This is a genomic window from Clostridium estertheticum (genome assembly GCF_018861295.1).
GTDB lineage: Bacteria > Bacillota > Clostridia > Clostridiales > Clostridiaceae > Clostridium_AD > Clostridium_AD estertheticum_D.
On sequence record NZ_JAHLDM010000014.1, the window covers coordinates 93594 to 109611 of the forward strand.

At 30.0% G+C, this 16018-nt stretch carries 12 protein-coding genes and 1 riboswitch; of the genes, 9 read left to right on the forward strand and 3 right to left on the reverse strand.

Translation table 11 applies throughout. The annotated features are described in order from the left end of the window. Positions 1-54 precede the first annotated feature (54 nt). Positions 55-1557, reverse strand: a complete 1503-nt coding sequence (gene ppx / locus KPL54_RS14585; protein ID WP_216107242.1) for an exopolyphosphatase — start codon at positions 1555-1557, stop codon at positions 55-57. 225 nt (positions 1558-1782) lie between these two features. Between ppx and KPL54_RS14590 the strand changes: the two genes are divergently transcribed. Together KPL54_RS14590 and KPL54_RS14595 are read left to right on the forward strand one after the other, a co-directional pair. Continuing rightward, positions 1783-3324, forward strand: coding sequence for a Ppx/GppA phosphatase family protein (locus KPL54_RS14590; RefSeq protein WP_216107243.1), 1542 nt, complete (start codon positions 1783-1785; stop codon positions 3322-3324). A 14-nt stretch (positions 3325-3338) separates the two neighbouring features. Continuing rightward, complete coding sequence (locus KPL54_RS14595; protein ID WP_216107244.1) at positions 3339-5471, forward strand: RNA degradosome polyphosphate kinase; 2133 nt, start codon at positions 3339-3341, stop codon at positions 5469-5471. Positions 5472-5520: 49 nt separating this feature from the next. On the opposite strand, the gene KPL54_RS14600 is transcribed toward KPL54_RS14595, so the two are convergent. Then, positions 5521-5721: a DUF1450 domain-containing protein gene (locus tag KPL54_RS14600; protein ID WP_216107245.1), complete on the reverse strand. Its 201-nt coding sequence runs from the start codon at positions 5719-5721 to the stop codon at positions 5521-5523. Between the two features lie 216 nt (positions 5722-5937). Here KPL54_RS14600 and KPL54_RS14605 point away from each other — a divergent pair, with 216 nt between their 5' ends. The 6 genes from KPL54_RS14605 to larE all read left to right on the forward strand — a co-directional run bounded on the left by KPL54_RS14605 (position 5938) and on the right by larE (position 14367). After that, on the forward strand, positions 5938-7686 hold the full coding sequence (locus KPL54_RS14605; protein ID WP_216107246.1) for a GGDEF domain-containing protein: 1749 nt from the start codon (positions 5938-5940) through the stop codon (positions 7684-7686). 60 nt (positions 7687-7746) lie between these two features. Next, positions 7747-8004, forward strand: coding sequence for a hypothetical protein (locus tag KPL54_RS14610; protein ID WP_216107247.1), 258 nt, complete (start codon positions 7747-7749; stop codon positions 8002-8004). 177 nt (positions 8005-8181) lie between these two features. Next, positions 8182-9339 carry a DUF4041 domain-containing protein gene (locus tag KPL54_RS14615; RefSeq protein ID WP_216107248.1) on the forward strand — a complete coding sequence of 386 codons (1158 nt, stop codon included), beginning with the start codon at positions 8182-8184 and terminating at the stop codon, positions 9337-9339. Positions 9340-9474: 135 nt separating this feature from the next. Then, positions 9475-11547: a penicillin-binding transpeptidase domain-containing protein gene (locus KPL54_RS14620; protein ID WP_216107249.1), complete on the forward strand. Its 2073-nt coding sequence runs from the start codon at positions 9475-9477 to the stop codon at positions 11545-11547. Positions 11548-11788: 241 nt separating this feature from the next. Further along, positions 11789-11900: riboswitch (SAM riboswitch) on the forward strand. Between the two features lie 148 nt (positions 11901-12048). Continuing rightward, positions 12049-13332 (forward strand): O-acetylhomoserine aminocarboxypropyltransferase/cysteine synthase family protein, encoded by a 1284-nt coding sequence (locus KPL54_RS14625; protein ID WP_216107250.1) that lies wholly within the window; start codon positions 12049-12051, stop codon positions 13330-13332. A 195-nt stretch (positions 13333-13527) separates the two neighbouring features. Further along, positions 13528-14367, forward strand: coding sequence for an ATP-dependent sacrificial sulfur transferase LarE (gene larE, locus KPL54_RS14630; RefSeq protein WP_216107251.1), 840 nt, complete (start codon positions 13528-13530; stop codon positions 14365-14367). Positions 14368-14423: 56 nt separating this feature from the next. On the opposite strand, the gene larA is transcribed toward larE, so the two are convergent. Continuing rightward, positions 14424-15722: a nickel-dependent lactate racemase gene (gene larA, locus KPL54_RS14635; protein WP_216107252.1), complete on the reverse strand. Its 1299-nt coding sequence runs from the start codon at positions 15720-15722 to the stop codon at positions 14424-14426. 75 nt (positions 15723-15797) lie between these two features. Here larA and KPL54_RS14640 point away from each other — a divergent pair, with 75 nt between their 5' ends. Next, positions 15798-16016: an aminotransferase class I/II-fold pyridoxal phosphate-dependent enzyme gene (locus KPL54_RS14640; protein WP_375372995.1), complete on the forward strand. Its 219-nt coding sequence runs from the start codon at positions 15798-15800 to the stop codon at positions 16014-16016. Positions 16017-16018: the final 2 nt, after the last annotated feature.

The following is a 16018-nucleotide window of genomic DNA, read 5'->3' on the forward strand; positions in this document are numbered from 1 at the left end:
ATAAAAAGGCATCTACGAAAAAGTAGGTGCCTTTTTATATGCATGTAGTGTATATTATTTTATTATCAATTTCTTATTATATGTTTTTTCAAATGATGAACAGCATTGCATTGCTGCACTTATTTCAAGTAGTGGATCTGCTTTTGCGTTAACGGTTATGGTTACAGTATCTAATCCAATGTTGCAACTAATAAATTGTATATTCCCATTTAAGCAACTATCCAGACTCTCGCTGATACGTAATAGTACGCTTAATTTATCTATTATCTCTAAATCTTGTTTAGTTATTAAATTTTGGTGCAATTTCAAGTCAATTTTAAATTCATTTTTTCTATGAAGTGCAGCTACGTATGATGCCATTAGTTGCTCTTTATGAGTAAGTCCATTAATTTTAGAGTTTGCAATCATATAGGAAGAATGTTTATGATGATCAAAATAACTTATCACAATCCCTATATCGTGAAGCATTGCTGCAGTTTTTAAAATTTTATAAGGGTTTATTGGTATGTCGATAATTTCATTAATCTCACTGTACAGGGTTTTAGTTAACATCCATACGTGACTCGGATGTTTAATGTCAATTTTATAATTAAGTAAGTGATTATTAAGAGAGAAATCAAGAACATCATCTAAAGGTATTTTACTATTAAAGATATATTCATATAAAACACCATCGCGAAGACCACTTCCGCTAATATGGAGTTCTTTTATATCGAGGTATTCAATTAAGGTAACTAAAGATGCAGCAGCACCAACAAAAATATCGGCTCTTTCTTTTGAGAGTCCCTTAAGCTTTTTCCTTTGATAAGAATCTTTAACTTTAACCTGATCATAGATGGTTATAACTTCATTTGTAGGAATTATATAATTATGAAGATTATCTATAGGATAATTAGTTTTTTTCTTATGGAGTTTACCAACATTTCTTATGGTACCACCGATCCCAATTATGGGTATATTTTTAACTTCTTTTAGCCAAGGAATATCTTTATAAAGTGAAGTAAGAAATGTTTTAATTTCAGCTTCGCTTTTATCATTCATGACCTTTTGAAGTGAAAATTTTTCTGTGAGATTTATGGCACCAAAAGGTAAACTTATGGAAGCTTTTAATTTTCTGTTTTTTACTAAAATTAATTCTGAACTACTTCCACCAATATCCATTATTAGTGCATCAGAAAAATCCATACTGTTGATAGCCCCAAAATAATCATAATAAGCTTCTTCAATACCAGTTAAAACGCGAATATCAATAGAAAGTTCCGATTTAACACGGGTTAAAAATTCAATTTGATTGGTGGCTTTACGGACAGCTTCTGTAGCAACAGCTAAAATTTCACTTATATCTTGAATAAAACACAACCGTTTAAAGAAAGCTAAAGTAGAAATAGCATTATCAATTCTAGAGGGGTTTAATTCTCCATTTATGGTCATATCTTTGCCAAGGCGAACACTCTTTTTAATTTCATCTACTATTCTAAAGGAATTATCTTTGTTTATTTGAACAATTACTAGACGTATAGAATTTGATCCTATATCAATTATGGCTATTTTTTTCATTTTTATTATTCCCCTTTGAAATTGATTTATTATACAACTTATGTCTATAATAATTAATAGTTATAATATTTGCAAGTGTTAATAAATATGACACTACAAATAAATGTTTTTTTATGGTTAAAGTTAGGTTAAAGTTTCGTTAAATATAATATACATTATTGTATAATAACATGCATTATAGTAGTATCATTATATATGAATTTTTTTATACAAAGGAGATTTTTTATGAGTATATCACAAGCATGGAAGATAATTGCGGCTATTGATCTAGGTGCTAACTATCTAAAAATGACAATTGGAGAAATAAATAAGCAAGGGGAAATTATAATTTTAGATGAGGTAGTAAAACCTACAAAAATAGGAAAAGATACATTTTCTAAAGCTAGAATTTCTGTTAAGACAATTCATGAGACTTGTGATGATTTAAATGGGTTTGTTAGACTTATGAATGATTATAAAATTAAGTTTTACAAAGCAGTAGCAACTAGTGGTATGAGAGAAGCTGAAAACAAACAATATGTCTTAGAACAAATACGACTTAGAACAGGGTTAAATGTTGAATCAATAAACGTAGCAGAAGAACAATTTTATATGTTAAAAGCGGTTAGAAACCATGTAAACTCAATAGATATTAAAAAATCAGAACAATATCTAATTGTTAATATTACTTCTGGCGCAGTGGAGACATCAATTTATGAAGATGGTAGATTAAAGTTTACAGAGCATGTTAAAATTGGATCTTTAAAAATAAGAGAGTCTTTATCTGATTTAGAAGCAAAGACAATTGAATTTTCAGAGACTATGCAGCAGTATATAGAAAGTAAAATATATACACTTAAGCCTCAAATTAAAAAATTTGAAATTAATCATTTTTTAGGACTAGGAGGAGAGTTAAATACAATCTGTGGAATTATAAGAAAAAAGAGTGGAGCTAATAAGAAGGACTATTACATTAAAAAGGAAGCATTATTATCACTTACAAAGGAAATTAGTAACATGGATAATTTCCAAATTAAGACCACCTTTGGACTTTCTAATAAGACAGCAGAACTTTTGCTACCATCGATACTTATTTTTTATTGCTTTCTTAAGATGACTAAAGCAGAGGTAATTCAAATTCCTAAATTATCACTTAGGCAAGGAATTTTATATGATTTATCTGATGAAATACTAAATATTCCACGAAAAGAAGAATTAATACACGATATCATAAGTTCCGTTTGGTATATAGGAGAAAAATATCAAATTGATAAAGAACATGCGACTTTTGTTGAAAAATTATCGCTTGAAATTTTTGATCATACAAAAAGCTTACATAAGTTAGGGGAACGAGAACGGCTTTATCTCCAGGTTGCAGCAATACTTCATGATGTGGGTGGTTTTATAAGTGCGAATAATCATAATTTCCATTCTTATAATATAATAAGAGCTCAGAGTATTGTTGGGTTTTCCGATATTGCTATTGAAATTATTGCAAGTGCAGCAAGGTACCACTCAGAGGAAATTCCTATAAAGGCGCATAATAATTATAGGGCTTTAAGTGATGTTGATAAAATGATTGTATCCACATTAGCGGCAATATTAAAATTATCAGAAGCTTTAGATATATCACATATGCAAAAAATAAAGGAAATCAAGCTACTAGAAACAAGGGATAATATTTTTTTTAACTTAAAATCTAAGGGAGATATTATTTTAGAGGAATGGAATTTTTCAAAGTATGTAGATTTTTTTGAAGAAGTAATTGGTGTTAAACCAATAATATGAAGAGAGGATAAAAAATGATTGATTATTCATTACCTAAGTATTTTATAAGTCGCGAACTAAGTTGGATTCAGTTTAATGAACGGGTTCTTGAAGAAGCACAGGATACAACAAATCCATTGTTTGAAAGGTTAAAGTTTGCATCTATCGTAAGTTCAAATTTAGATGAATTTTTTATGGTTAGAGTTGGCTCACTATCGGATCAAATTACAGCTGAATTTGATGAAAAAGAACCATCAGGACTTACGCCAACAGAGCAAATGGAGCAAATAGGGATATTAGTACATAAACTTGTTTTTAGTTTATCGAGTTGTTATAATCGGTCCTTAAAAAAAGGCCTTGAAAGAGAAAAAATAAAATTTCTGAAATTTAATGATTTAAGTAAAGATCAGATTAATTATGTTGAAAACTATTATACAAAAAACATTTTTCCTGTACTAACACCTATGCTAGTTAATCAAAGCAGTCCTTTTCCGTTGATATCAAATAAGAGTTTGAATATTGCAATTCTTCTTAAAAATGATAAGGGTGAAAATGTCTTTGCAACAATAAAGGCACCTTCTGTTTTTGATAGATTTGTAAAAATTCCAGATGAAGGTGCTTTATCTTTTATATTTTTAGAAGATATTATTAAGATGAACTTAAAGTCACTCTTTAATGGACATGAAATTGTTGATGCAAGTTGTTATCGTATTACAAGAAATGCAGATATGGCGCTGGATGAAGAAGGTGCGGAAGATCTGCTTGAAGCAATTGAAGAATCTTTAAAGCAACGAAGGTGGGGCAAAGCTGTGCGTCTTGAAATAGAGAAGGGTATGAATAATAAACTGCTTGAAATTCTTGAGAGAGAGCTTGAAATTTCAAAAGATCAGGAGTATATAATAAATGGACAAATAGATTTAACTTTTTTAATGAAAATTGGAAGGATTAAGGGTTATGAGAAACTAGAATATAAACCAATAAAACCGCAGTCATCAAAACAGTTTTTAAAATATAACAACATATTTGAAGCGATAACAGAGAAAGATATTTTATTACACCATCCATATGAATCCTTTGACCCGATTGTTGAGTTAGTAAGGCAAGCAGCTGTTGATCCTGACGTTCTTGCTATAAAACATACATTATATCGTGTAAGCGGGAATTCACCTATTATAGAAGCCTTAGTAAAGGCGGCAGAGATGGGTAAACAAGTTACTGTACTCGTTGAACTTAAGGCAAGATTTGATGAAAGTAATAACATAGTTTGGGCAAAGCAATTAGAACAATCAGGATGTCATGTAATTTATGGGCTTGTGGGACTCAAAACACATTGTAAGATATTGCTAGTAGTAAGGCGTGAAGAAGATGGCATTAAGCGTTATGTTCATATGGGGACGGGAAACTACAACGATGTCACTGCAAAGCTTTATACAGATATTGGTCTGTTTACATCGAATCCTTATTTTGGGGCAGATGCATCTGCTCTATTTAATATGTTATCTGGGAATTCTAGACCAACAGCTTTATATAAATTTAGTCTTGCTCCATTACAGTTAAGAGATAGATTTTTACAAATGATAATTGAGGAAACTGAAAATGCGAGGAAAGGTAAGAAGGCTAGAATTATTATAAAAGTTAACTCATTAGTTGATATTGAGATTATTAAGGCTCTATTTAAGGCGTCAACTTCAGGAGTGAAAATAGATTTAATAGTATGGGGCATTTGTTGCCTTAAACCTGGAATACCAGGTGTAAGTGAAAATATTACTGTGAGAAGTATTGTTGGTAGATTTTTAGAACATAGTCGCATTTTCTATTTTTATAACGATGGACAGGAAGGAATTTACTTATCAAGTGCAGATTGGATGACTAGAAATTTAGACCGAAGAGTTGAACTTTTATTTCCAATTGAAGATCAACAGGCAAGGGATAGAATAAAAGAAATTTTGTATATATCTTTATCAGATACAATAAAAGCTAGAATTTTGAATAAAGATGGAATCTATACGAGAATTGATAGAAGAGGTAAGGAACAAATTAATAGTCAGGAAGAATTTTATAATTTTGTACTAAATAAAGACGATAAAATTAAAGAAAAAATGCATAGTATGAAAGAATATTGGAAAGAAAATGGTTTTGTACCAAGAGTATCAGATAAAATTGAGTGATTTATAAAAATAGTAATAGCGGATAGATTATTAAATCTATCCGCTATTACTATTTGTCTTGTTTTAATTTTTTAATAAGTTTTTCTACGCTATCAGCAGATATAAACTCACCATGGTTTTTAGCAATTGGATGTTTATGGCATAGACCACATTTGCTTAAACATTTTTTGTGTTCAAATTCTATATTATTATCTTTCAAGGCTTTACTAAGTTCTTTGTAGCTTTCATTTGATTTACATATTTTAATCATTATATATCACATCCTTATATTTGTTTTTATTATTAGACAAGATAAAATCATTTCATATTAATACATTACCTTGTCTTTGTCATTTGCGCAAGGAATTAGCATATGTTCATACAAAATACATTTAAATTTTTAACGTATACATAAAAGAACTTAACCTAATATTAACACTATTATGATAATATACTTTATATGGTATATTTTAAGGGGGAATTCTATATGTCAGATGAGCTTCGAGAAATTATTTATAGTAATAGATTACGCTCTGTTTTTCAGCCGATTATCTCAATGCAAACGGGAGAGGTTATAGGATATGAGGCTCTAACAAGGGGGCCTAAGGATAGTAAGTATATAAATCCTGAAATACTTTTTGAAGCGGCTAAAACACATGATCTTCTCTGGGACTTAGAAATCACATGCAGAAAAAATGCGATAAAGACATTTAGTAGCCATAATTCTAATAAATTTTTGTTTGTAAATATAGACCCTGCTGTTTTAAAAGATGATCATTTTATTAAGGGTTTTACTAAGGAATTATTAGCAAAATATAACATTAGTCCAACCTCACTTATATTTGAAATTACTGAAAAAACCTCAATTGATTGTTATGAAAATTTTAGTGAAGTGATAGATTATTATAAGAATCAGGGATATAAGATAGCTATTGATGATGTAGGAACAGGCTATTCTGGACTTACAACTATTGCAAAGACAAGACCAAACTATATTAAAATGGATATGAGTTTAATAACAAATGTAACTAGGGACAATTTTAAAAAAGCAATAATTAAATCCTTTGTTGATTTCGCAAATTCTACCAATACTAAAATTATTGCTGAAGGAATAGAAGATGTAAATGATCTTTATACTCTTATCGAAATAGGTGTACACTATGGTCAAGGATTTTTAATAAATAGACCAGCTGATAATTTAATGGAAACATCTGAGATAATAAAAAAAAGGATTATTGATAAAAATATTAATTTGAAGAAACATAGTTTTAGTCCAAGTTCCAATGTAAAAATAGGAGAAATTGCAAGAGAAGAGAGCCCAGTTTTATCTACAACGACATGTAGCGAAATAGACAAGCTTTTTAAGAGTAACCACAGTATAAGAGGTATTTCAATAGTTAATAACAACTATTCAATAATTGGAGTAGTAATGAATTCTGATTTTTTTTCAAAGGTTGGAACTCAATATGGATGGTCAATATATATGAAAAGACCTATCCACTTAATTATGGATTCAAACCCACTTATTGTTGATTATGATACCACCTTAGACATAGTATCAAAAATCGTTATATCAAGAGAAGAGAATAAACTATATGATTATATAATTGTTAAAAAAAATGATAAATATTTTGGTGTGGTTCCTGTAATTTCGTTACTTGAAAAAACAATGGAGTTTGAATTAAATGTAGCAAAATATTCCAACCCCTTAACGGGATTGCCTGGAAATGTTGTTATCGAAGATTTTATCACTAAGTTAATTATTGATAAAAAAAAGTTCTCTCTTTTATATTTTGATATAAATGATTTTAAAGCTTTTAATGATAAATATGGGTTTGAGAACGGAGATAGGATTTTATCATTTACATCAAGTGTTATTCAAAAACACACATGTCTCTATAAAGATAGTTTTTTAGGACATATAGGTGGGGATGATTTTGTTGCAATAATTCCAGGTCATGATGCATACAATCTTTGTGAAGAGATAATAAATGAATTTGATAATAACATAATAAATTTCTACAATGATTATGATAGAGAAAATAAATACATACAATCTTTTAATAGGAATAACATTAATGAAAATTATCCGTTAATGAGTATATCTATTGCCATTGTAATCAATAAAAATAAGTCTTATACAAGTATATTCGAATTGACTGAAGAAGCAGCTAGAATCAAGAAAAAATGCAAATTAAAATCAAAGGAATTAATGAAAAGTTGTTATATAGTATAAGTACTAAATGGATTAGGGTAATTAAATAAGATCTAAATAATATAGAGAGGAAGTTGTATTATGATAATTGATGTTGAAAACAAAGAGGATATTGAACAAAAAAATGTTGTTAAAGAAATTAATACTTTTAATAAACTTATGATTAATACTATTAAGGCTAAGGAGCATGAATTTGAATTTAAGGGTCATAACTATATAGTTTGTTCTGATGGCATTTGTGTACAAACATTAATAAATGAAAGGGTTTTGTATCGCATTTTTATTGAAGAATATAGAAATAATAGTTTTATAAACGATAAAGTGGTAAATTTTGTATAGAATTGCTAATATACATACATAAATAAGCGTTTAGAAAAATATTATTAAAATTAGTTATTAACATAAGCGTTTTTAAAATTTATTGAATAATTACTGCGTTTTTGAAAATATCTCTACATTTTTAGTGAATTTTTTGTGGTATAATGTAGACTGTTGAAGAAATAAGGAGGGTTATCAATGGCAATACTTACATCCATTAAAGACGCTTTAAGTGCGAAACAATATAAAGCTGAGATTGAAAAATTAATCGAGGAAAATAAAAATTTAAAATATATAAAATTAACTCCAACTCAAATGGGAATGAGTCGGATTTTATCTAAAACAAAAGAACTCGAGGCAGAACTCGAAGAATATGATAAGCTAATTTTAACCAAAACAAAAGCTATAGAGGAACTTAATATAGACTATGGTAATCAGGCTACTTATCAGACAAGAGAATTTGAAGAGAAATCTAATGAATACGATCATAAAATCGAATTAAAAGATAAGGAACTTGAGGATAAATCAATTGAAAATGATAATATAATTGAAAGTAAAAAGAAAGAATATGATGATCTAATTGATTTAAAAGCTAAAGAACTTGAAGATAAGTCATTGGAATATGATAATTTAATAAACGGTAAAAAGGAAGAGTATGATAATCTAATACAAATAAAAGGTAAAGAGCTTGAAGATAAATCAACAGAATATGATGAATTTATTGAAAGCAAGAGCAAAGAGTACGAGAATACTTTCAAACAAAAGGCTATTGAACTTGAGCAGAAGTCTAGCGAATATGAGGTTTTAATAGAGACTAAGACAAAATCTATCGAGGAGCTTAATTTAGAATATAATAATACAAAAACTTCTGTAGAAAATCTAAAGTCTCAAATAATTACTTTAGATGATGATGTATCGATGCAAGATTTCGGTATTTATAAATCTGAATATAATTTAATGAATTCAGTGAAATGTTCTACTCTGCTTGCAGAGATAAGGGAAAAGCAAGTGGAGATGATTAAATCCAAAGAAGCTATAGAATTTAAGCAATGGATTATTAATGGAAATATAAATGAAAATAATCAATTAGCAGGAGATATGACTGATGATATGATCAAGCTAGTTGTTAGAATTTTTAATGATGAGTGTGATTCTATAATTAACAAGGTGAAATTCAGTAATATTGAAGCAATAGAAAATAGAATAAAAAAATTCTTTGAAGATTTAAATAAACTTGGGAATATAACACAAGTTAAAATATCACCTAAATATTTTAATACTAAACTAGAAGAACTTTACCTTTCTTATGAATATAAATTAAAGGACCAAGAAGAAAAAGAAAGCAAAACTACATAATAATATAATTAGTTAGTTTATGGCTGTTGATGGTAAATCAATGGTCTTTTTTTATGAAATAAAATATGCTGTTTTTCCAATTACGCCTATTTATAAAGTATTCAAGTGATATAATAAGAACGGGGTGATAAAAATATGTCGAGAAAATATTTAAAGGTATCTATTTTTACAATCTTAGGTACAGTTTTAGTAGTTGGAGGAGTATTTCTGTTTACTATTTATACAAAAGTGGATAGTGCAACTAAAACATTTGATACATATAAGACTATGTGGGTAAAGCAGGATTTTAAAGCAATGTATAATATGCTTTCAGTTAAAACTAAAGAAACAATAACTGAAAAACAATTTTTAAATAAATATAATGCTATATATAAGGGAATAGAGGCTAAAGATATAGTAATTAAGGTTGATAATGAAGAGAAAATTAAAGATGGTAATAAAAAAACTATTGAAATACCATTTTCAATAGTTATGAATACCACTGCAGGGCAATTAAAAATGCCAGGATACCAAGCAACCATGATAAAAGAAAAAGTTAATAAAAAAAAACAGTGGACAATAGTGTGGGATGAAAAAATGATATTACCTAGTATGGGAGTAGGCGATAAGATTAAGGTTATTACATTGCCAGCGATTCGTGGTGAAATTTATGATAAAAATAAAAAGCCACTTGCAATAAACGCTTCAATAGTTACCATTGGAATAAGCTTTAATGATTTTGTAAAAGAAAAAGATAATAATATAACACAAATGGCTAAAATTCTAGATATAGATGCTTCGGCTATAAAAGATAAACTAAAAGCAAATAAAAACCCAGATGAGTTTATACCAATTATTAATATATTAAGTAGCGAAAAAGTAAAAATAGCTGAAGTTATGAAGATTAAGGGTGTAATTCACATGAGTCCTAAAGGTAGAATATACCCAGGAGGGGAAGCATTTGGTTCACTAATTGGATATATTGCTCCGATAACCGGTGAAGAATTAGAAAAGATGAGTGGGCAGGGGTATAGCTCATCAAGTCTAATAGGTAAGGCAGGCCTTGAACAAGTATATGAAAAAAGACTTAAGGGCGAAAGTGGAGCAACAATTTATATATCTAGACAAAAGGATGGAAAAGAGATTAAAGAAGATATAATTCTTAGTAAAGCATCTAAAGCAGGCGAAAATATAACATTGTCAGTAGATTCAGAGCTTCAAGCGAATATATATAAGGGAATGAACAAAGAGCCAGGAGCATCTGCCGCAATAAATCCCAAAACCGGCGAGGTGTTGGCTTTAGTAAGTTCTCCATCATATGACTCAAATGCATATACAACTTATAAATCTAATACTCAAATAGCATCATGGAAAGTAGAAAAAGAACCATTTAAAAATAGATTCAAGGCGGTATATTCTCCAGGATCTACATTTAAACTTATAACTGCTGCAGTGGGTTTAGATAATGCAAAGATAAAACCTGAAGAACTTATAAATATACCAGGGTTAAAATGGCAACCCGATAAATCTTGGGGAACTAATATGGTTACTAGGGTTAGTGATAAGATAGAGAGCGTTAATCTAAAGGATGCGTTTGTATATTCAGATAATATATACTTTGCACGAGCTACACTTAAGATAGGCACGGAAGAGTTTATTAAGGGATCCAATAGATTTGGAATAGGGGAAAAGCTTCCTATAGATTACCCTATAGCAATATCACAAGTAGCTAATAATAACGTCATTAAAAATGATGTAGCATTAGCTGATACTGGTTATGGTCAAGGAGAAGTTCTTATGAGTCCACTCCAGATTGCATTAGCTTATAGTGCAGTTGTTAATGAAGGTAATATTATGTCTCCAACACTTGAAAATTTTAATACATTGGTAATATCTAAGGTATGGAAGTCTAGTGTAATATCTAAAAATAATATAAAAGCGTTGAAAGATGATCTTACGGAGGTTATAGAAGATCCGAATGGTACAGGTCATGTGGCAAAAATTAGTGGCGTAAATCTTGCAGGTAAGACCGGAACAGCAGAATTGAAAAAAGACGCTAAGGATATTACTGCAGAAGAAAATGGTTGGTTCGTATGTATGAATACAGACAATCCTAAAATAGTAGTATCAATGATTATGGAAAATGTTAAAAACAGAGGTGGAAGTCACCATGTGGTGCCTATAGTAAAAGGAGTAATGGGAAATTACTTAAAGACAGCATCAAAATAGCAATAACAAGTTACCAAATAAACTAACAATCTCAAATAATTGAGATTGTTAGTTTATTTGGTTTTATAAGAATAGTGATTTTAGTATATAATTTATACTACTCTGCTTATTAGCAATACAAACTTATAAATCTATTAATAAGATGCTGTGATATTAAAAAACATCTAATAACTCAATTTTCTGAAAAATACATTGACAATTCCTTTTATTATTAATATACTAAATAACAACAACTAAATACAACTTATCCAGAGTGGCAGAGGGACTGGTCCGATGAAGCCCGACAACCAGCATTCTTTATTTGAGTGCAATGGTGTCAATTCCTGCAGATTGTAAAATCTGAAAGATAAGGATGTTAGCAAATTTTATTATGCAATTATATTGTTTATTAAAGTTACCATTGCTGCTTTCTTTATAAGGAAGCAGCTTTTTTTGAATTAAAGGGTTTCTTAACATGTAAATGTAAACAACAAAAATAATTATTTAAAAGGGGAAATTAATATGAGCAAGAGAAAATTAAGTTTTGAAACATTACAAGTACATGCAGGACAGGTTGCTGATCCTACTACAGGTTCAAGAGCAGTTCCAATTTATCAAACGTCATCCTTCGTTTTTAAAAATGCAGATCATGCAGCAAATTTATTTCAACTAAAAGAACCAGGAAATGTCTATGCGAGAATAATGAATCCAACTACAGATGTTTTTGAAAAGAGAGTAGCTGCACTTGAGGGTGGAGTTGCAGGACTCGCTACAGCATCAGGAATGTCTGCAATATTTTATGCAATACTAAATGTGGCAAGTTGCGGTGATGAAATAGTAGCAGCATGCACACTATATGGTGGTACTTACGAATTATTTAATGTTACACTTAGAAAACTAGGAATTAATGTAATATTTGTTGATCCAGATGATCCTGAAAATTTTAGAAAAGCTATAACAAACAAAACAAAAGCACTTTACGGTGAAACAATAGGAAATCCAAAAATAAACGTTTTAGATATAGAAAAAGTAGCAAATATTGCTCATGAAAACAAAATACCACTTATTATTGACAGTACATTTGCAACTCCTTTCTTATGTCGTCCAATTGAGTTTGGGGCTGACGTAGTTATCCACTCTGCAACAAAATTTATTGGTGGACATGGAACGACTATTGGTGGAATTATAGTTGATGGTGGTAAATTCGATTGGGCTGCAAGTGGTAAATTTCCTGATTTTACGACTCCAGATAAAAGTTATAATGGTCTCGTGTATGCAGAACTCGGAGCTCCAGCATTCGCATTAAAAGCTAGGGTTCAGTTACTAAGAAATACAGGTGCTACCCTTAGTCCTCAAAGTGCATTTTTATTTCTTCAAGGATTAGAATCATTATCATTAAGAGTTGAAAGGCATATAACAAACGCTAGGGCCGTGGTTGAATTTTTAAGTAAACATCCAAAAGTGTCTTGGATAAATTATCCTGAGCTAGAAGGAAGTAAATACAAAGAATTATCTAAAAAATATCTACCAAAGGGAGCTGGATCAATATTCACTTTTGGAATAAAAGGTGGACTTGAGGCAGGAAAGAAATTTATAAATAGTGTAGAGTTATTCTCATTACTTGCCAACGTTGCTGATGCAAAATCACTTGTAATTCATCCATCAAGTACAACTCACGCAGAACTTAATGAAGAAGAACAAAAGGCTGCTGGGGTTAGTACAGATTTAATAAGACTTTCAATTGGTGTTGAGGGTATAGATGACATTATATATGATTTAACGCAAGCACTTGATAAGACAATATAATAAAAAGGGGAATAAAAGAAGGACTAGTGTAAATAACTAGCCCTTCTTTTATTTTGACAATTTTTTTAGAAAATCATATAATAATATTATTTTAAAGCATATTATTATGTTCAAAAGTTAAATGTTATGTTACATTAAATATGTTAAAGATTTTTATTATAAATAGTAATAGTTTTTAAGACAAGGAGGATAAATATGGAATTAGAAATGAAGTTTCGAAAACTAAAGGATAGTATTCAAGGATTGGGAAGTGTAGCAATAGCATATTCAGGAGGTGTTGATAGCACTTTTCTATTAAAAGTAGCAGCAGATGTTTTAGGTAATAAAGTTATTGCAATTACTGCCAAGTCAACAACATATCCAGAAAGAGAATTTAAGGAAGCTGTTAAATATATTGGGGACATTGGAGCAAAACACATAGTTATAATTTCAGAGGAATTAGAAATTGAAGGGTTTGCTAAAAATCCTATTGATAGATGTTATTTTTGTAAAAAAGAACTTTTTTCAAAAGTTAGAAAAGTTGCTGATGATAATAATATTAACGCAGTTTTGGATGGTTCTAATGCTGATGACGTTTCAGATTATAGACCGGGAATGAAGGCAGCAAACGAATTAAAAGTTATTAGCCCATTGAAGGATGCTGGACTTACAAAAGATAATATAAGAGAATTATCAAAGAGGCTTGGATTACCAACTTGGAACAAACCAGCTTTTGCATGTTTATCATCAAGATTTCCATATGGCAACGAAATAACAGTTGAGAAATTAAGCATGGTTGAAAGAGCAGAACAATTTTTACTCGATTTAGGATTTAAACAGATAAGAGTAAGACATCATGGAGATATAGCAAGAGTAGAAGTTAATGCCCAGGAAAGAAATAAATTTTTCAGTACAGAAATGATGGATAAGGTTGCAAATGAATTAAAAAACATTGGATTTAAATATGTAACTCTTGATTTGTTAGGATATAGAACCGGAAGTATGAATGAGGTACTTAGCGACAAAGAAAAGAATTCAGTAAAAGCTCTTGATTAAAATCAAGAGCTTTTTTACTTATTTCAACTTTGTTTGATAAGAGTTAATTTTTGTTCTTAATCAAGAGGTAGAAGTTTTGGTAAGGTGTTTGCTCCATGTGGCATTATAAAAGTTTTTAAATTTTTGCCCTTTTCTGTATAGGTTAAATTTAGCGCTTCATCTATTGTTCGAACTATTTTTATCCCAGTATTTTTAAAAAATTTAGAGTCTAAATTTGATACTAGTATAAGATTAAAATTGTGTGCTGTCTCACAAGCAAGGCATCCCACATGTTTTGATATGGTATAACGCTCTCTTAATGATTTCTCTCGATCAATTAAGCTATCATAGTTAGCGAGTATAGCCCTAACATCATCATCACCACCAAGTCCTTCACTGCACTGCGTTAAAGCAATGATAGTCCCTCCAATTTTTGCGGCTTCTCTTGAATTCATGAGAAGTTTTGAAGATTGATAAAAATTAATGTCTTTAGGATAACCACCGGCGGTAGCTATTACTAAATCAGCTTTTTCTTTTATATATGCACAGTCAGACTCATCAACATATTTTCTTCCTTGCGCATGTGCCTTAATGCAATCACCAGCAACTGCCGCAGATATATTTCCATGACTGTCTATGATCACATTGAACATAAAACTTGGTTTTACAAAAGCACATGCTTCTTCCATATCTAAATGCACAGGGTTATTTATTATATTTCCACATCTGATTTCGCCTCTAGTTCCTTCTCCTAAACTTTCATTAAGCGAAAGACCGTGATTTGCCATTATTGTTTCATATGATGCAATTCCAGGTAGAATTGATTTTTTTCCACCAGACCATCCTACTAGAAAATGATATACTATTCCCCCAGCAACTATAATATGGTCACATTCCATGGCCTTTTTATTAATTGATACTGGTGTACCAAAGCTAGTTTTACCTAGATAAACTAAATTATCTTTATCTCTACAATCATGATCAATTATATTATATTTACCGTAAAGGGTGTCCCCTAATAATTGTTTGTATTCATTTTCGGTTTGTTTTCTATGGGAACCAGTGGCGCTAATAAATAATATATCTTCATCAACTATGCCAGCTTTAGTAAGTTCAGCCACAATGAATGGAAGATATAGGGATGATTTTTGCCACGCCCTAGTAATATCTGGTATAACAATACAAATTTTTTCACCTGTATGTACTATTTCACTCAGTTTAGAACTTGATATAGGATTTTGTAAAGCTTCTATTATTACTTCTTCTTCAGTTTTAGAACTTGTTGAAGGGGTATTATCAAGTACTCCAATAACATCTTTTTCGTTAATGGAAAACTTAACAGTGCGTCTTCCTTGCTTTAATTCAAACTCTTTCATGATTAGTTCCTCCCATATTTTCTGTTTCTATACATTAAACATGAAATTTTAAATTATGTCAATGCAGATGTTATTTTGTCAGTAGCAGAATCTATATTTGTTTCGCTAAGGCCACCTTGTTTCGATTTTAATGTTTTAGAATTAGAAGCAGCTTTTAAACAAAATCCTAAAGCTCTAATACTCTTTAATTCATCAAACCCAACTGAAAAAGCATTTACATTCGAGGACATTAAAACGATAGCTGATTTATCAGAAAAATATGATGTATTTGTAATTACAGATGAGGTTTATTAACA